Annotated in this window: 21 protein-coding genes and 1 pseudogene; 12 read left to right on the top strand and 10 right to left on the bottom strand. The window is 70.7% G+C overall.

Going from position 1 to position 24,261, the window contains the following annotated elements:
- The first annotated feature begins 60 nt into the window (after positions 1–60).
- The 4 genes from JIX56_RS12110 (at position 61) to JIX56_RS12095 (ending at position 4,377) form a co-directional block, all read left to right on the top strand.
- The gene (locus tag JIX56_RS12110) at positions 61–1,140 is read left to right on the top strand and encodes a thiamine ABC transporter substrate-binding protein (RefSeq protein WP_257540065.1); all 1,080 of its coding nucleotides are present in this window, start codon (positions 61–63) and stop codon (positions 1,138–1,140) included.
- Positions 1,116–2,813 (top strand): ABC transporter permease, encoded by a 1,698-nt coding sequence (locus JIX56_RS12105; protein ID WP_443031807.1) that lies wholly within the window; start codon positions 1,116–1,118, stop codon positions 2,811–2,813. Before JIX56_RS12110 ends, JIX56_RS12105 begins: the two co-directional genes overlap by 25 nt.
- Complete coding sequence (locus tag JIX56_RS12100; RefSeq protein WP_257540063.1) at positions 2,813–3,847, top strand: ABC transporter ATP-binding protein; 1,035 nt, start codon at positions 2,813–2,815, stop codon at positions 3,845–3,847. Before JIX56_RS12105 ends, JIX56_RS12100 begins: the two co-directional genes overlap by 1 nt.
- A 392-nt stretch (positions 3,848–4,239) precedes the next feature.
- Positions 4,240–4,377, top strand: a complete 138-nt coding sequence (locus JIX56_RS12095; RefSeq protein WP_257540061.1) for a hypothetical protein — start codon at positions 4,240–4,242, stop codon at positions 4,375–4,377.
- 135 nt (positions 4,378–4,512) lie between these two features.
- Here the strand turns inward: JIX56_RS12095 and JIX56_RS12090 are convergent, their stop codons facing one another.
- The 7 genes and pseudogenes from JIX56_RS12090 to JIX56_RS12060 all read right to left on the bottom strand — a co-directional run bounded on the left by JIX56_RS12090 (position 4,513) and on the right by JIX56_RS12060 (position 11,669).
- The gene (locus tag JIX56_RS12090; RefSeq protein WP_257540059.1) at positions 4,513–5,196 is read right to left on the bottom strand and encodes an LAETG motif-containing sortase-dependent surface protein; all 684 of its coding nucleotides are present in this window, start codon (positions 5,194–5,196) and stop codon (positions 4,513–4,515) included.
- A 194-nt stretch (positions 5,197–5,390) separates the two neighbouring features.
- The gene (locus tag JIX56_RS12085) at positions 5,391–6,515 is read right to left on the bottom strand and encodes an LOG family protein (RefSeq protein WP_257540057.1); all 1,125 of its coding nucleotides are present in this window, start codon (positions 6,513–6,515) and stop codon (positions 5,391–5,393) included.
- A gap of 71 nt (positions 6,516–6,586) precedes the next feature.
- Entirely contained in the window at positions 6,587–7,003 is a 417-nt protein-coding gene (locus JIX56_RS12080; RefSeq protein WP_257540055.1) for a VOC family protein, read from the bottom strand.
- Between the two features lie 98 nt (positions 7,004–7,101).
- Complete coding sequence (locus tag JIX56_RS12075) at positions 7,102–8,388, bottom strand: hypothetical protein (RefSeq protein WP_257540053.1); 1,287 nt, start codon at positions 8,386–8,388, stop codon at positions 7,102–7,104.
- A 455-nt stretch (positions 8,389–8,843) separates the two neighbouring features.
- A pseudogene (locus JIX56_RS12070) lies at positions 8,844–9,557 on the bottom strand (ABC transporter ATP-binding protein); the annotation flags it as partial.
- Positions 9,558–9,748: 191 nt separating this feature from the next.
- Entirely contained in the window at positions 9,749–11,113 is a 1,365-nt protein-coding gene (locus JIX56_RS12065) for an aspartate aminotransferase family protein (RefSeq protein ID WP_443031806.1), read from the bottom strand.
- Positions 11,114–11,132: 19 nt separating this feature from the next.
- Entirely contained in the window at positions 11,133–11,669 is a 537-nt protein-coding gene (locus tag JIX56_RS12060) for an Lrp/AsnC family transcriptional regulator (RefSeq protein ID WP_257540052.1), read from the bottom strand.
- 178 nt (positions 11,670–11,847) lie between these two features.
- Between JIX56_RS12060 and JIX56_RS12055 the strand changes: the two genes are divergently transcribed.
- From JIX56_RS12055 to JIX56_RS12035, 5 genes are all read left to right on the top strand, one after another.
- Entirely contained in the window at positions 11,848–13,284 is a 1,437-nt protein-coding gene (locus JIX56_RS12055; protein WP_257540050.1) for a gamma-aminobutyraldehyde dehydrogenase, read from the top strand.
- Between the two features lie 441 nt (positions 13,285–13,725).
- Positions 13,726–13,893: a hypothetical protein gene (locus tag JIX56_RS12050; RefSeq protein ID WP_257540048.1), complete on the top strand. Its 168-nt coding sequence runs from the start codon at positions 13,726–13,728 to the stop codon at positions 13,891–13,893.
- A gap of 187 nt (positions 13,894–14,080) precedes the next feature.
- Complete coding sequence (locus tag JIX56_RS12045) at positions 14,081–14,740, top strand: YceI family protein (RefSeq protein WP_257540046.1); 660 nt, start codon at positions 14,081–14,083, stop codon at positions 14,738–14,740.
- A gap of 92 nt (positions 14,741–14,832) precedes the next feature.
- On the top strand, positions 14,833–15,378 hold the full coding sequence (locus JIX56_RS12040; RefSeq protein ID WP_257540044.1) for a hypothetical protein: 546 nt from the start codon (positions 14,833–14,835) through the stop codon (positions 15,376–15,378).
- Positions 15,379–15,527: 149 nt separating this feature from the next.
- A complete protein-coding gene (locus tag JIX56_RS12035) occupies positions 15,528–17,216 on the top strand; it encodes a sigma-70 family RNA polymerase sigma factor (RefSeq protein ID WP_257540042.1) in 1,689 nt (562 codons plus the stop codon).
- Here the strand turns inward: JIX56_RS12035 and JIX56_RS12030 are convergent.
- Together JIX56_RS12030 and JIX56_RS12025 are read right to left on the bottom strand one after the other, a co-directional pair.
- On the bottom strand, positions 17,198–17,971 hold the full coding sequence (locus tag JIX56_RS12030) for a glycerophosphodiester phosphodiesterase (protein WP_257540040.1): 774 nt from the start codon (positions 17,969–17,971) through the stop codon (positions 17,198–17,200). The genes JIX56_RS12035 and JIX56_RS12030 overlap by 19 nt on opposite strands.
- A 25-nt stretch (positions 17,972–17,996) precedes the next feature.
- Positions 17,997–19,109, bottom strand: a complete 1,113-nt coding sequence (locus JIX56_RS12025; protein WP_443031805.1) for an adenosine deaminase — start codon at positions 19,107–19,109, stop codon at positions 17,997–17,999.
- Between the two features lie 206 nt (positions 19,110–19,315).
- Here JIX56_RS12025 and JIX56_RS47635 point away from each other — a divergent pair, with 206 nt between their 5' ends.
- The gene (locus JIX56_RS47635) at positions 19,316–20,455 is read left to right on the top strand and encodes a DUF4190 domain-containing protein (protein WP_306819844.1); all 1,140 of its coding nucleotides are present in this window, start codon (positions 19,316–19,318) and stop codon (positions 20,453–20,455) included.
- Positions 20,456–20,600: 145 nt separating this feature from the next.
- On the opposite strand, the gene JIX56_RS12015 is transcribed toward JIX56_RS47635, so the two are convergent.
- Positions 20,601–21,167, bottom strand: a complete 567-nt coding sequence (locus tag JIX56_RS12015) for an NADAR family protein (RefSeq protein ID WP_257550822.1) — start codon at positions 21,165–21,167, stop codon at positions 20,601–20,603.
- Between the two features lie 223 nt (positions 21,168–21,390).
- On the opposite strand from JIX56_RS12015, the gene JIX56_RS12010 reads away from it, so the two are divergent.
- Together JIX56_RS12010 and JIX56_RS12005 are read left to right on the top strand one after the other, a co-directional pair.
- Positions 21,391–22,926: a gamma-aminobutyraldehyde dehydrogenase gene (locus JIX56_RS12010; protein WP_257540038.1), complete on the top strand. Its 1,536-nt coding sequence runs from the start codon at positions 21,391–21,393 to the stop codon at positions 22,924–22,926.
- Between the two features lie 82 nt (positions 22,927–23,008).
- The gene (locus JIX56_RS12005) at positions 23,009–24,253 is read left to right on the top strand and encodes a polyamine ABC transporter substrate-binding protein (RefSeq protein ID WP_257540036.1); all 1,245 of its coding nucleotides are present in this window, start codon (positions 23,009–23,011) and stop codon (positions 24,251–24,253) included.
- Positions 24,254–24,261 lie beyond the last annotated feature (8 nt).

The raw sequence follows: 24,261 nt of genomic DNA, 5'->3' as shown, positions 1-24,261 counted from the left end.
CTCCGACGGTCCCGGGCAGGGCCGCGTCTCTTCCTGGTCACCCCAGGAGGAATCGATTCAGTGCACATCACCAAGAAGGCAACGGTTCTCGTCGTCGGACTGGGCCTGGTCACGCTGTCCGCGTGCGGGTCGTCCGGATCGGGCGACAGCGGCACCGGCTCCAAGACCGTCACCCTCGTCAGCCACGGCTCCTTCGCCTACTCCAAGGACGTGCTGAAGGCGTTCGAGAAGGAGTCGGGGTACAAGGTCAAGGTGCTCAAGAGCGGGGACGCGGGGCAGGCCGTCAACCAGGCGATCCTGACCAAGGACAACCCGCAGGGCGACGTGTTCTTCGGCGTCGACAACACGCTGCTGTCCCGCGCGCTCGACAACGGCCTCTTCCAGCCGTACGAGGCGAAAGGGCTCGACAAGGTCGGCGCGGAGTACCAGCTGGACCAGGACGAGCACCGGGTCACGCCCATCGACTCCGGTGACATCTGCGTCAACTACGACAAGGCGTACTTCAGCAAGAACAAGATCGAGCCGCCGCAGTCGTTCGACGATCTCGTCAAGCCCGAGTACAAGGACCTCCTCGTCACCGAGAACGCCTCCACCTCCTCGCCGGGGCTCGGATTCGTCCTCGGTACGGCCGCGAAGTACGGCGACGACGGGTGGGAGGGCTACTGGGAGAAGCTCAAGGCCAATGGTGTGAAGGTCGTCGACGGCTGGGAGCAGGCGTACTACCAGGAGTTCTCCGGGTCGACGGACGGCAAGAAGGCCGGGGGCGACCGGCCGCTCGTCGTGTCGTACGCCTCCTCGCCGCCCGCCGAGGTCGTCTACGCGGACCCGAAGCCGAAGACCGCGCCCACCGGGGTCGCGACCGGGACGTGTTTCCGGCAGATCGAGTTCGCGGGGCTGCTGAGCAACGCGAAGAACGCCGAGGGCGGCAAGGCGCTGATCGACTTCCTGATCTCGAAGAAGTTCCAGGAGGACATGCCGCTCAACATGTTCGTGTACCCGGTGGTCGAGGGGGCGTCCGTGCCCGCCGAGTTCACCGAGTACGGGCCCGCGGCGAAGGACCCCGAGACCATGGCGCCGGAGAAGATCGCCGAGAACCGCGATCAGTGGGTCAAGTCGTGGACCTCGCTCGTACTGAAGTAGCAGAAGCGGCCAAGGAGACCGTGGCCGCGCCGCGTGCACCCCGTCGGCCGGGGAGCGTGGCGCGGCTCGGGCTCATGGTGCTGCCCGTCGTGTTCTTCGGGGTGTTCTTCGCCCATCCCGTCGCCGCGATCGTCGTCCGAGGGCTGAAGGCCGACGGGACCTGGGATCTCGGGCGGATCGGGGAGGTGCTGGGAGACTCCGGGATCCGGCACGTGCTGTGGTTCACCACCTGGCAGGCGCTCGTCTCGACCGCGCTCACGCTGCTGATCGCGCTCCCCGGCGCGTATGTGTTCGCGCGCTTCGATTTCAGGGGCAAGGAGACTCTGCGGGCGGTCGTGACCGTGCCGTTCGTGCTGCCGACCGTGGTCGTCGGTACGGCGTTCCTGGCACTGGTCGGGCGGGGCGGGCTGTTCGACGAGCTGTGGGGCGTACGACTGGACACCACGGTGTGGGCGATCCTGCTCGCGCATGTGTTCTTCAACTACGCGGTCGTCGTACGGACCGTCGGCGGGCTCTGGGCGCAGCTCGACCCGCGGCAGGAGGAGGCCGCGCGGATGCTCGGGGCGTCGCCGCTCGCGGCCTGGCGGAAGGTGACCCTGCCGGCGCTCGGACCCGCTGTGGCCGCCGCCGCGCTGATGGTCTTCCTCTTCACCTTCACCTCGTTCGGAGTGGTGCAGATCCTCGGCGGGCCGACCTTCTCGACGCTCGAAGTGGAGATCTACCGGCAGACCTCGGAGATCTTCGACCTGGCGACGGCCGCCGTGCTGACGCTCGTGCAGTTCGTCGCGGTCGGACTGATCCTCGCCGTGCACGCGTGGACCGTACGGCGGCGGGAGACCGCGCTGCGGCTGGTGGACGCGTCGCTCACGGCCCGGCGGCCGCGCGGGGCGGGGCAGTGGGCGCTGCTGGGCGGGGTCCTCGTCACCGTCGTCGTACTGATCCTGCTGCCGCTGGGCGTGCTGGTGGAACGGTCGCTCGACGCACCCGGGTTCGGCTACTACAAGGCGCTGACCAGCGACGACAGCGGGATCTTCCTGGTGGCGCCGATCGAGGCGGTCGGCAACTCGCTCACGTACGCGCTCGCGGCGACCGCCATCGCCCTGCTCATCGGCGGGCTCGCCGCAGCCGCGCTCACCCGGCGGGCCGGCCGTCTCGTCCGGGGCTTCGACGCGCTGCTGATGCTGCCGCTCGGGGTGTCCGCGGTGACCGTCGGCTTCGGGTTCCTGATCGCGCTGGACGAGCCGCCGCTGAACCTGCGGTCGTCCTGGATCCTGGTGCCGCTCGCCCAGGCCCTGGTCGGCGTCCCCTTCGTCGTACGGATCATGCTGCCCGTGCTGCGCGCGGTGGACGAGCGGCTGCGGGAGGCGGCGACCGTGCTCGGGGCGTCGCCGTGGCGGGTGTGGCGCGAGGTCGATCTGCCGATGGTGCGGCGGGCGCTGCTGGTCGCGGCCGGGTTCGCCTTCGCCGTGTCGCTCGGGGAGTTCGGGGCGACCGTGTTCATCGCGCGCGCCGACAACCCGACACTGCCGGTCGCCGTGGCACGGCTGCTCGGGCGGCCCGGAGACCTCAACTACGGCCAGGCCATGGCCCTTTCGACGATTCTGATGGTGGTGTGCGCGGTGGCCCTGCTGGTGCTGGAGCGCCTCCGTACCGATCGCACGGGGGAGTTCTGATGTTGCTCGGGCTTGAGGACGCGACCGTACGGTTCGACGGGCGGACGGTGCTGGACGCGGTCGGGCTGGAGGTCGCCGAGCGCGAGATCGTATGCGTGCTGGGGCCCAGCGGCAGCGGCAAGTCGACGCTGCTGCGCGTGGTCGCCGGGCTGCAACCCCTCGATGGCGGGCGGGTGTTGCTCGACGGGCAGGACCAGCGAGGTGTGCCCGCGCACAAGCGCGGTGTCGGCCTGATGTTCCAGGACCACCAGCTCTTCCCACAGCGGGACGTGGCCGGCAACGTCGCCTTCGGGCCGCGTATGCACGGTGCGGCGAAGGACGAACGGGCCGTACGGGTAAGGCAGTTGCTGGAGCTGGTCGGGCTGCCCGGGGCCGGGCGCCGCCGGGTCGGCGAGCTGTCCGGCGGTGAGCAGCAGCGGGTCGCGCTGGCCCGGGCCCTCGCCCCGCGTCCCCGGCTGCTCATGCTCGACGAGCCTCTCGGTCAGCTGGACCGTTCGCTGCGGGAGCGGCTTGTCGTCGAACTCCGGGAGCTGTTCGGGGAGTTGGGGACGACCGTGCTGGCGGTCACGCACGACCAGGGCGAGGCGTTCGCGCTGGCCGACCGGGTCGTGGTGATGCGGGACGGGCGGATCGCCCAGTCCGGCACGCCTCTTGAGGTGTGGCAGCGGCCGGTGGACGAGTTCGTGGCCCGCTTCCTCGGCTTCGACAACGTGGTCGACGCGACGGTGACCGGGGCCGTCGCGGACACGGCGTGGGGCAAGGTGCCGGTGCCGGAGGGCTCATCGCAGGGGGCGTGCGCGCTGCTTGTACGGCCCGCCGGAGTGCGCCTGATCGATGTCGCCGACGGGCTGCGCTGCACCGTGGCCGCGCGCACCTTCCGGGGCACCCATGTCGCCGTGCACCTCCAGCCGGAGGGCGCACCGCGCCTGGAGGCGGCGTGCGCGCTGCGGGACGCGCCGGAGCCCGGGGACGAGGTCGGTGTGAGCTTCGACGCGGCCGAAATCGTCGTGCTGGGGGCCGGTCCGGCCGCATGAGGTGCGGCACCATGGCGATGGGTACGCAAGAACTCCAGGCCCGGCACGACCGCTACCGCGCCGAGATCGAACGCTACCGCGCCGAGATCGAACTTTCGGATACGGCGGTTGAGGGACATCGTGACCTCCGGCGCCGATCTGTCGGCGACCGTGCCGACCCGCCCCGACTGGTCGCTGGAACAGCTTCCGCGGCACACCGGCGGCGCCCTGCGCCGGGTCGAAGTGAACGTACGGAACCCGGTCGAAGAAAGAGGTGCCCGAGCCGGACGTGCCGCTGTACGAGGGCCACGAGAAGCAGGGGGACCCGGCCGCGCTGGACGCGTGGCTCGCGGAGACCGGCGAGATGATCGTCGCCACGCTGCGCGAGGCGGGGCCGAGGCGCCGGTGTGGTCGTGGGGCTGCAGCGGACCATGCCGCACGACGCGACGGTCGCGCTGCGTGGGCCGCTCACCGAGGTGCTGCTCGCGTTCTATCGTCGATTCCCGCCGGACGGCGGGCAGTTGGAGGTGCTGGCGGACCGGAGCTGCTGACTTCTGGCTGGAGCGGGCGACGTTCGGACGACGCGGGGCCTCCGTACGCCGAGCGAGGCCTGTAGCCCCGTAGGACACGCCTGTGGCCCGCACCCCTCCGCGAAAGGTACGGGCCACAGCCCTGAGCGACAGCGATCAGCGTGTGGAGGCCCCACGCCGCCGCATGCTGTAGTAGACGGCACCGGCGCCGAGGGCGACCAGGGCCGCCGCGATGCCGGCTACGGTGCCGGTGTTGGAGTCGCCACCGGTCTCGGCGAGGTTGGAGTCGCCTTCGGGTGACGGGATGTTGTTGTCCTCGTCCCCGGTGGTCACGGGAGCGGAGTTCTTCGACTCCGAGGTGCTCGGGGTCTTGGCGGCCTCGGAGGGCTCGTCCTCGGCAGGCTCCTTGGGGCTCTTGGAAGCGGCCGGCGGGGCGTCCGCCTTCTTGCAGGTCTCAGCGGGCGCGACCAGGATCGGCAGGTCCTCGTCGACGTACTGTTCCGCCGTGACGTGGATGCGGTACTCGGCGTTCGCCTTCCAGTCCTCCTCGAAGGTGACGGTGACACCTTCGGCGGTGGAGTTCTCGATGACCTGGGTGCCGACCTTCCGCAGGTCGGCCCCGTTGTTCTCCAGATAGACGGTGACTTCGGCCTTGACACCCAGCGGGTCGACGTCGGTCACGCGGATGACGCCCTTGTCGCCGTCGCACTCGGCGACGGCGGAGAAGTCCTTGATGCTGCAGGCCAGGGCGTTGCCTGCGACACCGAGCACGAGTGCGGCGGACGCGGAGGCAACACCGAGACAACGCACTGCTCGCGCTATACGAGGGGAAATGGACACGTTTGCCCTTCAAGGGAGGCACATGGGCGGGGGGTGACGGAGTGCGCCGCCGGAGGGGCGGCTTCCCCATGTGCCTCACAGGTTTATAAGCGCGCCATAAGTACTGTCAATCCGAAGAAGTGTTTGGGCAGTTGGCTTTGCCCACCGATTAACCGTCCGCAGGTTTGACGCATGTTCAGCAACGCGCGTAGCACTCACCCCCCAAGGCGTGCCAAGGCCTCCGGGGCCTCCTCGATACGGTCCACCAGGGCGATCCGGCTCTCCATCGAGCGTCCCCGCGCGAGCGACTGGAGCAGTGGCCAGGTCGGCAGTTTCTCCGTCCAGTGGGCGCGGTCCACGAGGACCATGGGGGTCGGTTCGCCGCGCGACTCGTAGTAGTTGGGGGTCGCGTTGTCGAAGATCTCCTGGACGGTTCCGGCCGCGCCCGGCAGGAAGACGACGCCCGTGTTGGAGCGGGCGAGGAGGCCGTCCTCACGGGTGGCGTTGGCGAAGTACTTGGCGATGTGCGAGGCGAACGGGTTCGGCGGCTCGTGGCCGTAGAACCAGGTCGGGATGCCGACGGAGGTGCCGCCCTTGGGCCAGCGGGTGCGCACGTCGAAGGCGGCGGCCGCCCAGTCGGTGATCGAGGGCGTGAACTTCGGTGCCTTCGCGAGGAGTCGAAGAGACTCGGCGAGCATCTCGTCGTCGTACGGGGCCGCGTAGGCGCCCAGGTTCGCCGCCTCCATCGCGCCCGGACCACCGCCGGTGGCGACCGTCAGGCCGGAGCGGGCCAGGGTGCGGCCGAGGCGGGCCGCACCCGCGTACGCCTCGGTCCCGCGGGCCATCGCGTGGCCGCCCATCACGCCCACCACCCGGGCGCCGACGAGGAGTTCGTCCAGCGCGTCGGAGACGGAGTCGTCGTGGACGGCGCGCAGCATGGACGCGTAGACGTCCCGGTCGGCCTTGGTCCGCTGGAACCAGACGTACGAGAGGGCGTCGGGCGTCGCCTCGTAACCGCCCTCCGGCAGGGAGGCGAAGAGTTCGTCGGGGGAGTAGACCAGGCCGCGGTACGGGTCGAAGGGCAGGCCCGGGACGGGCGGGAAGACCAGGGCGCCGTCCGCGCGGATCTTCGCCGCCGCCTCCTCGCGCATCGGGCAGCCGAGGAAGACGGCTCCCGCCGCGCTGGTGGTGAGCAGTTCGCGCGTACGGTCCGTCAGGTCGACGGCCTGCACTCGGAATCCGGACAGTGTGCCGCGCGCCGAGACGGTCGCGTCGAACTCCTCGATCGTCTCGATCTCGTGGTCGTCGTGGTGGGCCGCATGGGCGGGCATCGTCTGCACCCGCCCATGCTAGGCAGAGCCCGTACGGCTCTTCGTACGGCGGTTCCTTCGGGGGCTCGTGCGGCGGGTGTTCAGCCCTGGATCGCGGCCGGGTCCATCCACACGACCTCCCAGGTGTGGCCGTCGAGGTCGTCGAAGGAGCGGCCGTACATGAAGTCCATCTCCTGGACCTTCTCCGAGGCGGTGCCGCCGGCGGCGACCGCCTTCTCGACCAGCTCGTCGACCTTTTCGCGGCTCTCGGCGCTCAGCGCGAGCAGCACCTCGCTGGTCCTCGTGGCGTCGGCGATGTCCTTGTTGGTGAAGGACGCGTAGAACGGCTTGGTGAGCAGCATCGCCACGATGGTGTCGCTGATCACGACCGAGGCCGCGTTCTCGTCGCTGAACTGTGGGTTGATCGAGTACCCGAGCTCCGTGAAGAACTTCTTCGAGGCGTCGAGGTCGTTCACGGGCAGGTTCACGAAGATCATCTGCTGGTACGTCTGGCTCATGGCGAGGCCTTTCTTGTCGGTGTCGGTCCGTTCAGTGGGATAGACCGGGGCGTGGCGCCGGACTCATCGCTCGGTACGGATTTTTTTCGTACGAGTTTTCAGACGGCCAGCGGGAGCGCCGCCAGCTGGGCGACCGTCCAGGTCAGCGGGCCGAACACGGCGAGCAGGGCGCTCACGCGGAGCAGGGCCGCCTGCCGGGGCAGCGTGCCGGGCGCCCCCAGCCGCAGCAGCGCGGCCGTGGTGTCCGCGTGCGCCCGCCGGGCCTCGACGGCTGCTGTCGCGAGGGTGAGCACGGCACAGCCGGCCACCACGAGCCCGCCCAGCAGGGTGAGCGGACCGACCGTGGGGCGTGTGCCGGAGGACAGCGTCACCATGGCGTACGCGCCGGAGGCCACCGCGCACACCACCCCGAGCGGGCGCCCGATCCGCCGGGACTCCTCCTGGAGCACGCGCCCCGCGAGCAGCCGCAGTGCGCCGGGGCGTACGGCCTGGAGCAGGCGCCCGGTGAGGTACGTGAGCCCTGGCCCGGTGAGGATCAGCCCGAGTGCGGTGAGCAGCCAGCCGCCGAGGACTCCGGCGGGGCTGTCCGCGAAGCCGCCGGGGAGGGTGAGGCCGGTACCGGAGTCGGACTGTCCGGCGTACGTCTCGACGGCGAGGCCGACGGCGAGCACGGCGATGCCCCAGGGGAGGCCGCCGGGGGCGGGGCGCGGAGCGGGCGGTTCCGGCAGTTCCCGGGGGTCGGTCGGGGCGGCGGCCTCCTCGTCCGGCTCCTCGTCGTACCTCGTCGCGCCCGCCGGTGTCGCGGCTCGTCGACGGATGTGGAAGGTGTCGTACGCCATGAAGCGCGTCCGGAGCCCGGCGGGTTGGGCCCCGGTGTCCTGGGGGCGCAGGACGAGCGCGGTCGTCACCGAGGCGATGGCCGGCACCAGGGAGAGGAGGGTGAGGGCGGCCGGGAGAGGCAGGGGCTGCCCGGCGGCGAGGACGTCGGTGGCGGCGCCGTCGAAGGGCATGCCCGTGAGGTCGCCGCGCAGATGGAGGAAGAAGAGCAGGGCGAGGAGCGAGCCGAGGACGGTGGACAGGGCCGTCGTGACCGCCGAGATGACCATCAGCCGGCCGGGGCCGAGGCCGATCGCGGACAGGCCGGGGCGGGGCCGGGTGCCGGGGTCGGTGCGGGCCACCGTCACCGCGAAGTACACGGTGGCGGCCACGGGCGCGGCGCACCAGGCCAGGCGGAGCACCGAGCCGGCCGGGGCGTGCGGGTGGGCCATGGCATGCCCGAGGGCGCAGAGCAGCAGGAAGCCCGTGCCGCCGGTGGCCGCGGTGACCAGGAGACGGCGGAGCTGGACGACGGGGTGGGCCCGGCGGGCTAGGCGGAGAGCGAGCACGCGGCCCGGCCTCCTCCCTCGGCGGCGGACGGGTGCTCCCCTTCGGCGGCGTGGCGGCCTCCCGCTTCGGGGGTGGGGCGACCTCCTCCGTCGGAGGCGGACGGGTGTTCCGCTTCGGCGGTGTGGCGACCTCCCGCTTCGGTGGCGCGCCGACCTCCCGCTTCGGCGGCGTGGCGACCTGCCCCTTCGGTGGGGTGGCCTCCCTGCTCGGCGGGCAGTGGGCCTCGCGCTTCGGGGGTGGGCCGGCCTCCCGTTTCGGTGGTGTGGCGACCTGCCGCTTCGGGGGTGGGCCGGCCTCCCGTTTCGGCGGTGTGGCGACCTCCCGCTTCGGCGGCGCGCCGGCCTCCCGCTTCGGCGGCGTGGCGACCTGCCCCTTCGGTGGGGTGGCCTCCCTGCTCGGCGGGCAGTGGGCCTCCCCCCGTGGCGGTGAGCCGGGATTTGTCTTCCGCGGTGGGTCGGCGGTCGCCTTCGGTGGCCGAGGGCAGGTGGACGGTTTTCACGCAGCGGCCGTCGAGCAGGGAGACCGTGCGGTCGGCGAGGGACGCGGTGTCGGGGTCGTGTGTGGCGAGGACGATGGTGATGTCGTGCGAGCGGGCGGCCGTGGTGAGGGTGCGCAGGACGTGGGAGTGTTCGGCGCGGTGCAGCGGGGCGGTCGGTTCGTCCGCGAAGAGCACGGTGGGGGCGGCGACCAGGGCGCGGGCGACGACCACGCGCTGGCGTTCGGACTGGCGGAGGGCGTGCGGCCGTTTGCGGGCCGAGTCGCGGATGTCGAGGCGCTCCAGCCACTCCAGGGCGGCGGCCTTGGCGGCCCGGCGGCCGGTGCCGCGCAGCATCAACGGCAGCGCGGTGTTCTCCCAGGCGTTCAGCTCGGGGACGAGGACCGGCTCGGGGTCGATCCAGCCGAAGCGGTCACGGCGCAGCCGTTCCCGGGCGAGCGGGCCCATGGTGTGCACGGGCACGCTGTTGAACCACACCTCGCCCTGCCCCGGCACCAACTGCCCCGACAGACACCGCAGGAGCGTGGTCTTGCCGCTGCCGCGCGGGCCGGTGACGGCGAGGATCTCGCCCTCCCGGACGCTCAGCGACACTCCTTGCAGCGCGGGCGAGCCGTCGTGCGCGTAGGTCAGACCACGTGCCCAGAGCACGTCGTTGTCCGGCGGGGCCACCATGGGCGTACACCTCGGTTCGGATCAGGATTGCCGTGGGGAGTCCCCCGTGCGGGGGAACGAAGGCAGGGCCGATCGGTTACAAGGCACGCTAGGCATGAGGGGTGGCAGGGCCGGAAGGCACGCGGCCCGGGGCACACCCATCTCACTCGTACGGGCGCATCCCGGGCCGTTTGAAACGCCGGAGAGCGGAATTACAGCAGGGTCCACGCCTCCGTCAGCGTCGCCCGCAGGATCTGCTCGATCTCGTCGAAGGTCGACTGGTCGGAGATCAGCGGCGGGGCGAGCTGGACGACCGGGTCACCGCGGTCGTCGGCACGGCAGTACAGGCCGTTCTCGAACAGCTTCTTCGACAGGAAGCCGTAGAGGATCCGCTCGGTCTCGTCGTCGTCGAAGCTCTCCTTGGTCGCCTTGTCCTTGACCAGTTCGATTCCGTAGAAGTAGCCGTTGCCGCGGATGTCCCCGACGATCGGCAGGTCGTACAGCTTCTCCAGCGTGGACCGGAACGCGTCCTCGTTGTCGAGGACGTGTTGGTTGAGGCCCTCGCGCTCGAACAGGTCGAGGTTGGCGAGGCCGACGGCCGCGGAGACCGGGTGGCCGCCGAAGGTGTAGCCGTGCAGGAAGGTGTTGTCGCCCTTGTAGAAGGGCTCGGCTATGCGGTCCGAGACGACGCAGGCGCCTATCGGGGAGTAGCCCGAGGTCATGCCCTTGGCGCAGGTGATCATGTCGGGGACGTAGCCGAACTTGTCGCAGGCGAACATCGTGCCGAGCCGGCCGAAGGCGCAGATGACCTCGTCCGAGACGAGCAGCACGTCGTACCGGTCGCAGATCTCGCGGACCCGTCGGAAGTAGCCGGGCGGCGGCGGGAAACAGCCGCCGGCGTTCTGCACCGGCTCCAGGAAGACGGCCGCGACCGTGTCCGGGCCCTCGAAGAGGATCTGCTGCTCGATCTGGTCGGCGGCCCAGCGGCCGAAGGCCTCCGGGTCGTCGCCGAAGAGCGATGCCCGGTAGATGTTGGTGTTCGGGACCTTGTGCGCGCCCGGCACCAGCGGCTCGAAGGGGGCCTTGAGGGCCGGCAGGCCGGTGATGGACAGGGCGCCCTGCGGAGTGCCGTGGTAGGCGACCGCGCGGGAGATGACCTTGTACTTGGTCGGCTTGCCCATGAGCTTGAAGTACTGCTTGGCGAGCTTCCAGGCCGTCTCGACCGCCTCGCCGCCGCCGGTCGTGAAGAAGACCTTGTTCAGATCGCCGGGCGCGTACGAGGCGATACGTTCCGCCAGTTCGACGGCCTTCGGGTGGGCGTAGGACCAGACCGGGAAGAAGGCCAGCTCCTGCGCCTGCTTGAACGCGGTCTCCGCGAGTTCGGTGCGGCCGTGGCCCGCCTGGACCACGAAGAGGCCCGCGAGACCGTCGAGGTACCGCTTGCCCTTGTCGTCGTAGATGTAGGTGCCCTCGCCCCGGACGATGGTGGGGACCGGGGAGTTCTCGTACGAGGACATGCGGGTGAAGTGCATCCACAGGTGGTCGTACGCGGTCTGGCTGAGATCCTTGGGGCTCACGGCTTTTCCGTCCTCACGGTCATCGGGTTCCCCACATGTAGGTCTGCTTCTTGAGCTTGAGGTAGACGAAGCTCTCGGTGGAGCGCACTCCGGGCAGGGTCCGGATGCGTTTGTTGATCACTTCCAGGAGGTGGTCGTCGTCCTCGCAGACGACCTCCACCATGAGGTCGAAGGAGCCGGCGGTGATCACGATGTACTCGACCTCCGACATGGCCGTCAGCGCGTCGGCCACGGGATCCAGGTCGCCGTCGACGTTGATGCCGATCATGGCCTGACGCCGGAAGCCCACGGTGAGCGGGTCGGTGACGGCGACGATCTGCATCACGCCCTGGTCGAGCAGCTTCTGGACGCGCTGGCGCACGGCCGCCTCGGAGAGGCCGACGGCCTTGCCGATCGCCGCGTACGGCCGTCGGCCGTCCTCCTGGAGCTGCTCGACGATGGCGAGGGAGACGGCGTCCAACTGCGGAGTGCCGTTCCTGGGCTCCCTGGTGTCCCTCCTGGGTTCCCTGGAGTCTCTCTGGTCTGCGCTTCGACTGGCCACGACCTCACTGTGCACGACGTCTCGACAGTTCCGCAAGGCGGGATCGATGAAATTCGTTGTTTACGGGCTCGTAGCTTGCGGATTTCGCAGTCCGTGGCGGGTCGGGGGTGTTGAAAACGTGGGGCGGCGGATTAGGGTGGTGTCTCAAGGAATGGACACCCCAACCTGGACACCCACATCTGGAGGGCCGGCAGTGAGCACCGAGCTGCGTCGTCTGCGCAATTACATCGACGGGGAATTCCGTGACGCCGTCGACGGACGGACCACCGAGGTGGTCAACCCCGCGACGGGCGAGGCCTACGCGACCGCGCCCCTGTCCGGCCAGGCCGACGTCGACGCGGCGATGGCCGCCGCCGAGGCCGCGTTCCCGGTCTGGCGGGACACGACTCCGGCCGAGCGTCAGAAGGCCCTGCTGAAGATCGCCGACGCGTTCGAGGAGCGGGCCGAGGAACTCATCGCGGCGGAGGTGGAGAACACGGGCAAGCCGATCGGGCTGACCCGCTCCGAGGAGATCCCGCCGATGGTGGACCAGATCCGCTTCTTCGCGGGCGCCGCGCGGATGCTGGAGGGCCGGTCGGCCGGCGAGTACATGGAGGGGATGACCTCGATCATCCGCCGTGAGCCGGTCGGCGTCTGCGCCCAGGTCGCGCCCTGGAACTACCCGATGATGATGGCCGTGTGGAAGTTCGCGCCGGCGATCGCCGCGGGCAACACGGTCGTGCTGAAGCCGTCGGACACGACTCCGGCGTCGACCGTTCTCATCGCGGAGATCATCGGGGCGATCCTGCCGAAGGGCGTCTTCAACGTGATCACGGGTGACCGTGACACGGGGCGGCTGATGGTCGAGCACCCGGTTCCGGCGATGGCGTCCATCACCGGGTCCGTGCGCGCCGGTATGTCCGTCGCCGAGTCCGCGTCCAAGGACCTCAAGCGGGTCCACCTGGAGCTGGGCGGCAAGGCGCCGGTCGTCGTCTTCGCCGACACCGACATCGCAAAGGCCGTCGAGGACATCTCCGTGGCGGGCTTCTTCAACGCCGGGCAGGACTGTACGGCCGCGACCCGCGTCCTCGTCCAGGAGGGCATCCACGACGAGTTCGTGGCCGCGCTCGCGAAGGCCGCGGCCGGGACGAAGACCGGGCAGCCGGACGACGAGGACGTGCTGTACGGGCCGCTCAACAACCCCAACCAGCTCAAGCAGGTCGCCGGGTTCATCGAGCGGCTGCCCGCCCATGCCAAGGTCGAGGCGGGTGGGCACCAGGTCGGGGAGAAGGGGTACTTCTACGCGCCGACCGTCGTCTCCGGGCTGAAGCAGGACGACGAGATCATCCAGAAGGAGGTCTTCGGGCCGGTCATCACGGTTCAGTCGTTCGCCGACGAGGCCCAGGCGGTCGGCTGGGCGAACGGGGTCGAGTACGCGCTCGCGTCGTCCGTGTGGACGAAGGATCACGCTCGGGCGATGCGGATGTCCAAGGCGCTGGACTTCGGGTGTGTGTGGATCAACACGCATATTCCGCTGGTCGCGGAGATGCCGCACGGTGGGTTCAAGAAGTCCGGGTACGGCAAGGACCTCTCGGGTTATGGGTTCGACGACTACACGCGGATCAAGCACGTGATGACGTCGTTGGGCTGAGGGGTGTCGACGGCTGCGGGTCGGTCTGTGGCTGGTCGCGCAGTTCCCCGCGCCCTCTGTTGGGCCTTCGGCCCCTAGGGGGTTGGGGGGGGCATTGCGTGCGGGGCGCAGCTTCGACGGGGGGCGCCGCCTGCGCCCCGCACCCGCCCCGACGCCGCCACCTCGCCAGCCGCCGCCGCGACCGTGGCCGGCGCGGTGGCGGCCGAAGGCTCCCGGCTCATACTCCTCGATGTGCCCGGCGGGGTGAAAGGGGCTACGCGGACGGTCGGCCGATGGGCGCGCTCCCTGTCGACGAGGCCTGGCAGGTCGGTGTCGACGCGGCGGCGATCAGGGCCGTCGTCCCCGGCTGCGCCGTGCTCACGTGCGCCCGGCCCCCGGAGCGGGGCGTGGCCGACGCCGCCCCACCGGGCCGCGCTGCGGGACGGTTGCTCGCTGCGGGCCGTGCCGCGTCCGGGAGTTGCGGACACCGACTCCGCCGAGCACCTGACGGCGAAGACCGTGGCCGGCACCGGGCGCGGCGGGGCCGACGCCGTGGACTTCTACCACTACGGCCTGGCCCCGCTCCCGGTGCTGGACCGCATCCCCGCAGCGCTCAAGGAGCGGCGCTGATTCCGGGGGCGTATTCCGGTCGTCCCGAGGTGAATTTCGGCGGGCAATGCGTGACGGCGTTGTGGAGATAGTGCAATTGGTCTGCCGCGCGGTGGCGCTTTATCAGCCTTTCGATGCCGATGGCGGGCCGACGGATCAACCGGCGAAGGGTTGCGGCAAATTCCGTCGTGCCGTAGTTACCTGAATCATGAACCTGTTCAACCGTGCTGCGTCCCTGCGCCGCTCGGCAACCCCCACAGTCTCGCAACTCCCCCACGAATCCCCGGCCTTCGCTCCCACCGGCCCGACCGATCCCGCCCTGGCGATGCTGACCGGCGAATGGATGATCGACGCGGCGCACAGCCGTATCGGCTTCTCCGTCCGCCATGCCTTGGTGACGACCGTGCGCGGGGCTTTCACGGAGTATCAGAGCCGGCTCTACTTCGACGGCCGTGATCCGGCCCGTTCCCGGGCCGAGATCGTCCTGTCCACCGCGTCCGTGGACACCGGCGTGGAACAACGTGACGCCCACCTGGTGGGCCGCGACTTCCTGGACGCCGCGAACTATCCGCGCATGCGCTTCGTCAGCACGGCGGTGCGTCTCGTTGGCAACGATGTCTACCGCATGGCCGGCGAACTCACCATCAAGAACTCCACCCGTCCCGTCGACCTGGAACTCACCTACATAGGACACGTCATGGACCCGTTCGGATACGAGCGGGTCGGCTTCGACGGGACGACCACCATCAATCGTTCCGAATGGGGCCTTACGTACAACCAGCGACTGGCGGAGGGCGGTGCCATGGTGAGCGAGAAGGTGCGCCTGCAATTCGACATCGCCGCGATCCGCACGATCCCCGGCGGCTGACGACCCGTCGACCTCCCCGGGGCCCGGCCTGGCCGGTGGGCCCCGGGGACCCCACTTTTGAACACGTTCAAGCAGGGGCGTACGCTCCCCGCATGAGCGACAGAGCCGCCCTGTTGAAGGGCATCCGTGCGTGGCTGGTCTTCTTCGTCGTCTGTCTGGTGCTGAGCGGGGCCACGGCCTTCCCGCTGGTCCATGAGCTGCGGTGGACCGAGGAGTTGTTGCGTTCGCTGTCCGTCGGCGAGTACCTGCCCGGACTCGTGGAGTGGATCGAGCGCGTACGGGCGGGGCTCGACGAGGCCGACGCCGAGTACCCGTTCCTCCTGTACGGCACGGACTGGCTCGCCTTCGCGCACCTCGTGATCGCGGTGGCCTTCTACGGCCCCTACCGTGACCCGGTCCGCAACATCTGGGTCGTCGAGTTCGGCATGATCGCCTGCGCCGGGATCGTCCCACTGGCCCTGATCTGCGGGCCGATCCGCGGCATCCCCTTCTGGTGGACGGTGATCGACATGTCGTTCGGGGTGTTCGGGGTGATCCCGCTGTACGTCGTACGGCAGCGGATCAAGCGGCTGGAGGCGCTCATGGGCGGAGGGGACCGAAAAACTGTTATCCCGGCCGTCTCCACACCGTCTCCGTAGGCATCCCCTGTTTCCCCACGTACAGGAGTGAGCCGTATGAGCAGTGTGATCTCCGCCTCGGAGGTTCCCCACATCACGGAGATGGCTGAGAAGGTACGGAACACAGCCGAGTGAACAGGGTGAGCCCCGCAGGACCGGAAGGAACGTACGTGGACGGGCGGCAGTGGCGTTCCACCATCGCGGCCGCGCAGGCGGGGGACCGGCGCGCCCTGGACGAGCTGGTCGAGGGCTGGCTGCCCCTCGTCTACAACATCGTCGGGCGGGCCCTCAACGGCCATGCCGACGTCGACGACGTCGTGCAGGAGACCATGCTGCGCGCCGTCGACAACCTCGACACGCTGCGCGATCCGGACAGCTTCCGCTCCTGGCTGGTCGCGATCGCGATGCGGCAGATACGGGACCGGGCGCGCCGCCGCACCGCCGACCCGCTCGACGACAGCGACGCCCACAGCGCCGCCGACTTCGCGGAACTGACCGTGTTGCGGTTGCAGTTGGAGGGTCAGCGAAAGGAGGTCGCGGAAGCGGTCCGCTGGCTCGACGACGAGGACCGTCAGCTGCTGTCGCTGTGGTGGCTGGAGGTCGCGGGCGAACTCACCCGGCGCGAACTCGCCGCCGCCGCCGGCATCAGCCGGCAGCACGCCGCCGTACGGGTGCAGCGGATGAAGGCCCGCCTCGAAACCGCGCGCGGCATCGTCCGCGCCCTCGACTCCTCCTGCTCCGACCTGGGCCGGGTCACCGCCCGCTGGAGCGGGCAGCCCGACTCGGTGTGGCGCAAGCGCATCGCCCGGCACATCCGCGGCTGCGCCCGCTGCGACGGTCACGGCCGCCCCGGGGAGGTCGTCGTCCCCGCCGAACGCCTCCTCGTCGGGCTCGCCCTGGTCCCCGTCCCCGTCGGCTTCACCCTGTCGCTGGTGTTCGGCGGGAAGACCGCCGTGGCGGCGACCGCCGCGACCACCACGGTGGGCTGGTCCGCCAAGATGCTCGGTGTCCTCACCAAGCCCGCCGTCGCGGTGACGGCGGGCGCGACGATCGCCGCCGGCGGCGCGTATGTCGTGACACAGCCGCCGGGCGACCGGACCCCGCAGGCCGCGCCCACCGCGCTGAGCACGGCCCGCTCGCCCGCGCTTTCGGCGCCCCGCTCCCCGTCGCCCTCCGCCTCGCCGTCCCCTTCGTCCTCGCCGTCCCCCTCTCCGTCGCCGACGAAGAAGGCCGACCTGTACGGCAGTGTCGTCGACGCCGTGGACACGGCGCCGGACCCGGACACCCCGCCCGCCGCCCTCCCGCGCCGGCCCGAGTCCGGGCTCACCAGCAGCGGCGGCGCGCGGACCGTGATGCAGCACCGGGGCGACAACGTGACCTTGACGGGCGAGGGCTATGTGCTGGTCCGCTGGCAGATCTCGCCCCAGTACCGGCCGGGCGCCCTCGTCATGCCGTCCTGGACCGGCCTGAAGGGCAAGCTCTTCCATGTCGCCTCGGGCGGCGGCCGCCGCATGGACGACCCGACGTCCGCCGACGGCAGGACCTCCGGCATGGGCGGCCCCGACACCGGATACACCGTCCTCCCCGACGGCACCCAGCAGATGTGGCAGAACGAGTACTTCTACCTCGACGGCACGGTCACCCTCACCCAGAACGAACGCGGCGCCGACTACGGCATCACCGTCGCCCCCACCACCTGGGACGCCATCACCGAGGACGTCACCTACGGCCCCGACCAGGGCGCCCGCCGCTACGGCCTCGTCCGCGACAACGGCAAGGACTCGGCACCGGTACCGCAGTACGTCACGCGGGAGAGGCCGGAGGACGCGGCGACGGTGGCTCAGCGGTCGGAGGTGTAGTGCTCGGTGGTGGGGTGATCGGTGGAGGAGTGTTGCTCGCGCGGTTCCTCGCGCCCCTTACCGGGGCCGGTCCAGCTCTTCCGTAGTGCGCACAGCGCGTCGACCCGGTTCGTTGTGATCGAGTCGACGCCCAGGTCCATCAGGCGGCTCATGGAGCGGCGGGTGTCGGGGGTCCAGACGGAGAGGAGGTAGCCGTCGCGGTGGACGCGGTCCGCCAGGGCACGGGTGACCAGGCCGAAGCGGTAGTTGAGCCAGCGGGGGCGTATGGCGTCGAGGAGGGCGGGGCGGGGTGGGGCGAGGGTTTTCCAGGTGAGGGCGATCTCTGCGGTGGGGGCGGCCGCGCGGACGGCGAGCATGGTGGGCGGGTCGGCGCTGTAGTAGACGCGGTCCTCGGCCTCGTACTCACGTACGACGTCGAGGATCTGCCGCACCGCCCGCGGGCTCACCGCGCCCGGCAGGTCCACCATGACCCGGCTGTCCCTCGTGGCGAGCAGCGCGTCGGCCAGCGTCGGCACCCCGTCGGCCGTCAGACCGCGCAGCTCCGCGGCGGAGAGCGCGGCCAGCGGCCGGTCCAGCTCCCAGAGCCGGTTCAGCGTCGAGTCGTGGAGCAGGACGGGCACACCGTCACGGGTCGTCCGTACATCGAACTCGACGGCGTCCGCGCCCAGTTCGAGCCCGGCCCGCAGGGAGTCGAGCGTGTTCTCACGGTGGCGGTAGGGGGCGCCGCGATGGGCGACGGCTGTCACGGTGCGCATGGCGTTGATTGTGGTCCCGATCGGGTCAGGGGGTCAGCCAGGCCGACGTGTAGGTGTCGATCTCGGCGGAGATGCGGGCCTTGCCGGGCTCGTCGAGGAAGGACGCCTCCACCGCGTTCTTCGCGAGGGCGGCCAGGCCCTGCTCGTCGAGGTCGAGGAGGCGCGCGGCGACCGCGTACTCGGTGTTGAGGTCGGTGCCGAACATCGGCGGGTCGTCGGAGTTGACGGTCACCAGGACCCCGGCCCGCACGAACTCCTTGATGGGGTGCTCGTCGAGGGTGCGGACCGCACGCGTCGCTATGTTCGAGGTCGGGCAGACCTCCAGGGCGATGCGGTGCTCGGCGAGGTGGGCGAGCAGCTTCGGGTCGCGGGCCGAGCTCGTACCGTGCCCGATGCGCTCCGCGCGCAGGTGGGTGAGCGCGTCCCAGACCGTCTCGGGGCCGGTGGTCTCACCGGCGTGCGGCACGGAGTGCAGCCCGGCCGCGATCGCCCGGTCGAAGTACGGCTTGAACTGCGGCCTCGGCACGCCGACCTCGGGCCCGCCGAGCCCGAACGACACCAGCCCCTCGGGCCGCACCCGGTCCTCCGTCGCGAGCCGCGTCGTCTCCTCGGCGGCCTCGAGCCCCGCCTCGCCGGGGATGTCGAAGCACCACCGCAGTACGGTCCCGAACTCGGCCTCCGCCGCCTTGCGCGCGTCCTCGATCGCCGCCATGAAGGCCAGTTCGTCGATCCCGCGCCGGGTGGAGGAGAACGGCGTGATGGTCAGCTCGGCGTACCGCACCTGCTGCCGGGCCAGGTCCCGGGCCACCTCGAACGTCAGCAGCCGGACGTCCTCCGGGGTGCGGATCAGGTCGACGACGGACAGATACACCTGGATGAAGTGGGCGAAGTCCGTGAACGTGAAGTAGTCCACGAGCGCCTCCGGGTCCGTCGGCACCTTGGAGTCGGGGTGCCGGGCGGCCAGTTCGGAGACGATACGGGGGGAGGCGGAGCCGACGTGGTGCACGTGCAGTTCGGCCTTGGGCAGGCCCGCGATGAACGCGTGCAGGTCGCGGGTGCCGGAGGCGCCGGGCGCGGCGGTCGTGCCGGGAACGGCGGGGGTGACGGGCACGCCCTGCGCGGTGCGGTTGTCGGTCAAGGTTCCTCCCCGGGAACGGCGTCCGCCCCGGACCGTGGTCGTCGTCGGGGGACGCGGGTGATCGGCTGATCGATGACTCGGGGATCATCGTAGGCGGCGGCCCGCAGGTTGAACCCCGGGCCTTAGCATGACCGAACGTACGGCTGAACGCGTACGGCGGAGAAAACGACGCAGAACGGCACGGAATGGTACAGGGGGATCCACGTATGTCGTCCGATGAGGCACCGACTCCGGAGACACCGTCCGACTCGCAGCCGGACCCGTGGGCACCCCCGCAGGACCGCACCCCGACCCCGCCGACGGTGGCTGATGGTGCCGCGCTGCCGACCCTGACCGAGGGGGCGGTAGTACCGACCGTGGCCGACGGCGTTCCTCTGCCGGCCGCGCCGGACGCCGGCTCGCAGCCCGAGGACGCGGTTCCCGCCCCGAAGGTCGCGGTTCCCGCCCCGAAGGTCGCGCTGGACAAGCCCGCCGACACCCCGGCGCCGAGCCCCGCTCCGCCCCCGGCCTCGGCGCACGACCAGCTGACGGTCGTGTCCATGCAGGATGTGGGCACGAGCGCCCCGGTGCCGCCCGGCACAGGCGTGCCGACGCCTTCGCAGGCCCCCGCGGCCTCGCAGCCCTGGGCCGGCCCCGGCGGCTTCGCACCCCCGGGCGGCCCGCAGCCCGCCATGTCCTCCACCCCCGCCCCCAATCCCTTCGCCCCGCCGCCGCCCCACGCGTCCTTCCCGCCGCCCGCGCCCCACGGGCCCCACGCGTCCTTCCCGCCGCCCGCAGCCGGCGCCCCCTTCGCCGCACCCGCCCCCGGAGCCCCCGGCGCTGCGGTCCCACCCCCGCCCATCAGCCCCGAAGGCCCCGGGCAGGTCCCGTACGGCTATCCCCAGTACCCGGCGTACCCGGGCGCCCACGCCCACCCCGGCGTCGGCTATCCCGGCCCCGCCCCCGGCTACGCCTGGTCCGCCATGGCGCCGCCGCCGAGCAACGGCATGGGGATCGCGGCGATGGTGCTCGGGATCTGCGCAGCCGTGCTCTTCTGTCTGTGGCCGCTGGCGATTCTGCTCGGGGTCATGGCCGTGATCTTCGGATGCATAGGCCGGGTCAAGGCGCGCCGGGGAGAGGCGACGAACCCGGGGCACGCGCTGGCCGGGATCATCTGCGGAGTGGCCGGCATCCTGCTGGGCATCGGCTTCATCGTCCTCATCATCGTGGCGCCGGGCAGCAGCGACTACGACTCGGACCCCGACCCCTTCGACGACAGCTACTCCACGTCCCTGTCCCTGGTGCTACCGCCCGGGGACGCCGACGCCGCCCCCGCCGCCGACGTGTCCTCGCCCCACGTCCGCTAGGCAGGTCCGGCGAAGTCCACTGCGGTTCGGCAGCGCCCTGAAGGGGCGCGGGCTGTCTCACATTGCGGCTCCGCCGCGGGGCGCGACCAGCCACGACGGTGCCGCAGACGACCCACGGCACAGCGCGGCACTGCCGGCGGAGCGCTCAGGCGTCGACCCCGCTCAGCAGCCGCTCCCGGGCCGCCATCAGCGCGAAGCCCAGCAGGTTGGGGCCCCGCCAGTGGGCGGGGTCCATGGCGCGCTCGTCGTCCGCCGCGAGGCCGATGCCCCACACGCGGTCGAGGGGGCTGGCCTCGACGAGCACGCGGTTCCCCGTGCCCAGGAGGAACGTCCGCAGGTCGGGGTGGGCGGCGAACTTGTGAAAGCTGCCCTCGACGACGATTCCGAAGCGCTCCCGCTCCCATATGGCGTCGTCGAAGCCGCGTACGAGCCGTCCGATCTTCTTGGCCTGCGCGGGGCTCGACGCCGCGACGGCCCTGCGCTCCGCCTCCGCGTCCCCGAACAGCCGGGCCTTCGACGCCATCATCCAGTGCTCGGCCGTCGCGTACTCCACTCCGTCCACCGTGAACGGCGACGGCCACCACTGGCTGAGACAGCTCGCGCCGATCTGGCCGTCGGCCTGTGGCCGGTGGCCCCAGAAGTGCAGGTACTTGACCCTTGCCCCCGCGCGGACCGCTCCGGTGAGCGTGTCCCAAGAATCGATCTTCTCCATGCCGACGAGTCTGGCAGCCACCACTGACAATCCGTCCCCGATTTTCCCCTCCCACTGCTCCCTCACTGGACACGTGCTCGACAGATTCCGTCGCGTAACCAAAAGGCAACAACGGAATCACTTGTTGGTGCCGCATTGCTCTGTCAGGATCGGCACTCAAATCGAGCTGGAGCTACGCCACCTGCCCTCGGGGACGGAGAGGGCACCGGCGGAGGAGAGCGACATGGAGAACCCGGGCACCGCCACCCCGGACCGATTCCCCGCACAGGAACGCTTCGCGGACGGCGCGCAGTACATCGCCGGCCGCCTGACCAAGGGCACATCGGGGCACACCCACACGGTCGTCGACCCCGCGACCGGCGACCAGGTCTTCACATACGACCTGGCCGGTACGGACGATGTGGACGCGGCCGTCGCCGCCGCCCGCGAGGCGTTCCCCGGCTGGGCCGCCACCACGCCCGGCGAGCGCTCCGACGCGCTGCACCGCTTCGCCGCGGTCCTGGCCGAGCGGGCGGAGGAGTTCGCGCGGGCCGAGTCCCTGCAGTGCGGGAAGCCGCTCAAGCTGACGCGCGAGTTCGACGTGCCGGGCACCATCGACAACACCGCGTTCTTCGCGGGCGCCGCCCGCCATCTCCAGGGCCAGTCGGCCGGCGAGTACTCCGGCGACCACACCTCGTACGTCCGCCGCGAGCCCATCGGCGTGGTCGGTTCCATCGCGCCCTGGAACTACCCGCTCCAGATGGCTGCCTGGAAGATCCTCCCGGCGATCGCCGCGGGCAACACGATCGTCCTGAAGCCCGCCGAGCCGACCCCGCTCACCTCGCTGCTCTTCGCACAGGCCGCCACCGACGCGGGCATCCCCGACGGCGTGATCAACATCGTCACCGGCACCGGCAAGGAGGCCGGCGAGCACCTCGTCGGGCATCCCGACGTGGCGATGACCTCCTTCACCGGGTCCACGGCTGTGGGGAAGCGCGTGGCCGAGATCGCGACGGCCACCGTCAAGCGCATCCATCTGGAACTGGGCGGCAAGGCCCCCTTCGTCGTCTTCGACGACGCCGACCTGGAGGCCGCCGTCAACGGCGCGGTCGCGGGCGCCCTCATCAACACCGGCCAGGACTGCACGGCCGCCACGCGCGCCTACGTGCAGCGGCCCCTCTACGAGGAGTTCGTCGCGAGGACGGCCGCCCTCATGGAGACCGTCCGGCTGGGCGACCCCTTCGCCCCGAGCACCGATCTCGGGCCGCTGATCTCGCACGTCCAGCGTGACCGTGTCGCCGGGTTCGTCGAGCGGGCACGCGCGTACGCGCGCGTGGTCACCGGTGGCGAGGCGCCCCGGGGAGAGCTGCGGAACGGCGCCTACTACCGGCCCACGCTCGTCGCGGACGCCGCCCAGGACAGCGAGATCGTCCAGTCGGAGATCTTCGGCCCGGTGCTCGTGGTCCTGCCCTTCGACAGCGACGACGAGGGCATCCGGCTGGCCAACGACACTCCGTACGGGCTCGCCGCCTCCGCCTGGAGCCGGGACGTGTACCGGGCGGGCCGTGCCACGCGGGAGATCAAGGCCGGATGCGTGTGGATCAACGACCACATCCCGATCATCAGCGAGATGCCGCACGGCGGACACAAGGCGTCCGGCTTCGGCAAGGACATGTCCGCGTACTCGTTCGAGGAGTACACCCAGATCAAGCATGTCATGTTCGACAATACGGCGGTCGCCAGGAAGGACTGGCACCGCACGATCTTCGGGGACCGCTAGCCAGCCGGGGACCCGCCGCCCGACCCCCGGCCGGTCTCCGCCCACCCTCCCGAAAGGGCCCCTCCGAAAGGGCATCACGCGCATGGAGCAGTACGAGCCCGACCGCCTGTCCCCGGCCCAGGTGGCCGCCGTGCGGCGCAGCCTCAGGAACGGCAGGGCCGCACTCAGCCGCCGTTCGCTGCTGCGCGCCGGAACCGGCGGCGCACTCGCGATCGGCGGGCTCGGGGCGCTGAGCGCCTGCGGCATCCCCGCGGCGAAGAACACCGCGGGCGTCTCGTCCGAGGACCACTCGGCCAAGGAGAAGGAGATCAACTTCTCCAACTGGACCGAGTACATGGACGTCGACGACAGCGGCAAGCACCACCCCAGCCTGGACCGGTTCACCGCGCGCACCGGCATCAAGGTCAAGTACACCGAGGACATCAACGACAACGTCGAGTTCTTCGGCAAGATCAAGCCGCAGCTCGCCGCCGGTCAGGACACCGGGCGCGACCTGATCTGCGTCACGGACTGGCTCGCGGCCCGGCTGATCCGCTTCGGGTGGGTCCAGAAACTGGACGCGTCCAACCTGCCGCACGCCTTCGTGAACCTCTCCCAGCAGTTCCGCGACCCCGACTGGGACCCGGGACGCGCGCACTCGTACCCCTGGACCGGCATCTCCACCGTCATCGCCTACAACAAGAAGGCCCTCGACGGCGAGGAGGTGAAGTCGGTCTCCGACATGCTCGACAACCCCAAGCTCAAGGGCCGGATCGGCTTCCTCTCCGAGATGCGCGACAGCGTCGGGATGACGCTGCTGGACATGGGCAAGGACCCGGCGAAGTTCACCGACGACGACTACGACGCGGCGATCGCCCGGCTGCAGAAGGCCGTCGACCAGGGCCAGATCCGCCGCTTCACCGGCAACGAGTACATCTCGGACCTCAGCAAGGGCGACTTCGCGGCCTGTATCGCCTGGGCCGGTGACGTGGTCCAGCTCAAGCTCGACAGCCCGGACGTCGACTTCGTCATCCCCGACAGCGGCTACATGACCTCGACGGACAACCTGCTGATCCCGAACAGGGCCCGGCACAAGACCAACGCCGAACGGCTCATCGACTACTACTACGAGCCGAAGCCGGCCGCCGAACTCGCCGCGTACATCAACTACGTGTGCCCCGTCGACGGTGTGAAGGCGGAGCTGGCCAAGATCGACGAGGACGCGGCGGACAACCCGCTGATCATTCCCGACGCCGCCATGGCAGCCAAGTCCCGCGCCTTCCGCTCCCTCAGCCAGCGGGAAGAGACGGCGTACGAAGAGAAGTTCGCGAAGCTGACAGGGGCGTGAGCAGGACG

Source organism: Streptomyces sp. CA-210063 (genome assembly GCF_024612015.1).
In the GTDB taxonomy this organism is placed as follows: domain Bacteria; phylum Actinomycetota; class Actinomycetes; order Streptomycetales; family Streptomycetaceae; genus Streptomyces.
This window is presented reverse-complemented; position numbering and strand designations above follow the sequence as displayed.

Coding starts and splice junctions, on each gene's coding strand:
- JIX56_RS12100 (WP_257540063.1), top strand. CDS start 2,813: ATGTTGCTCGGGCTTGAGGACGCGACCGTACGGTTCGACGGGCGGACG.
- JIX56_RS12080 (WP_257540055.1), bottom strand. CDS start 7,003: ATGAGCCAGACGTACCAGCAGATGATCTTCGTGAACCTGCCCGTGAAC.
- JIX56_RS12045 (WP_257540046.1), top strand. CDS start 14,081: ATGAACCTGTTCAACCGTGCTGCGTCCCTGCGCCGCTCGGCAACCCCC.
- JIX56_RS12040 (WP_257540044.1), top strand. CDS start 14,833: ATGAGCGACAGAGCCGCCCTGTTGAAGGGCATCCGTGCGTGGCTGGTC.
- JIX56_RS12030 (WP_257540040.1), bottom strand. CDS start 17,971: ATGCGCACCGTGACAGCCGTCGCCCATCGCGGCGCCCCCTACCGCCAC.
- JIX56_RS47635 (WP_306819844.1), top strand. CDS start 19,316: ATGTCGTCCGATGAGGCACCGACTCCGGAGACACCGTCCGACTCGCAG.
- JIX56_RS12015 (WP_257550822.1), bottom strand. CDS start 21,167: ATGGAGAAGATCGATTCTTGGGACACGCTCACCGGAGCGGTCCGCGCG.
- JIX56_RS12010 (WP_257540038.1), top strand. CDS start 21,391: ATGGAGAACCCGGGCACCGCCACCCCGGACCGATTCCCCGCACAGGAA.
- JIX56_RS12005 (WP_257540036.1), top strand. CDS start 23,009: ATGGAGCAGTACGAGCCCGACCGCCTGTCCCCGGCCCAGGTGGCCGCC.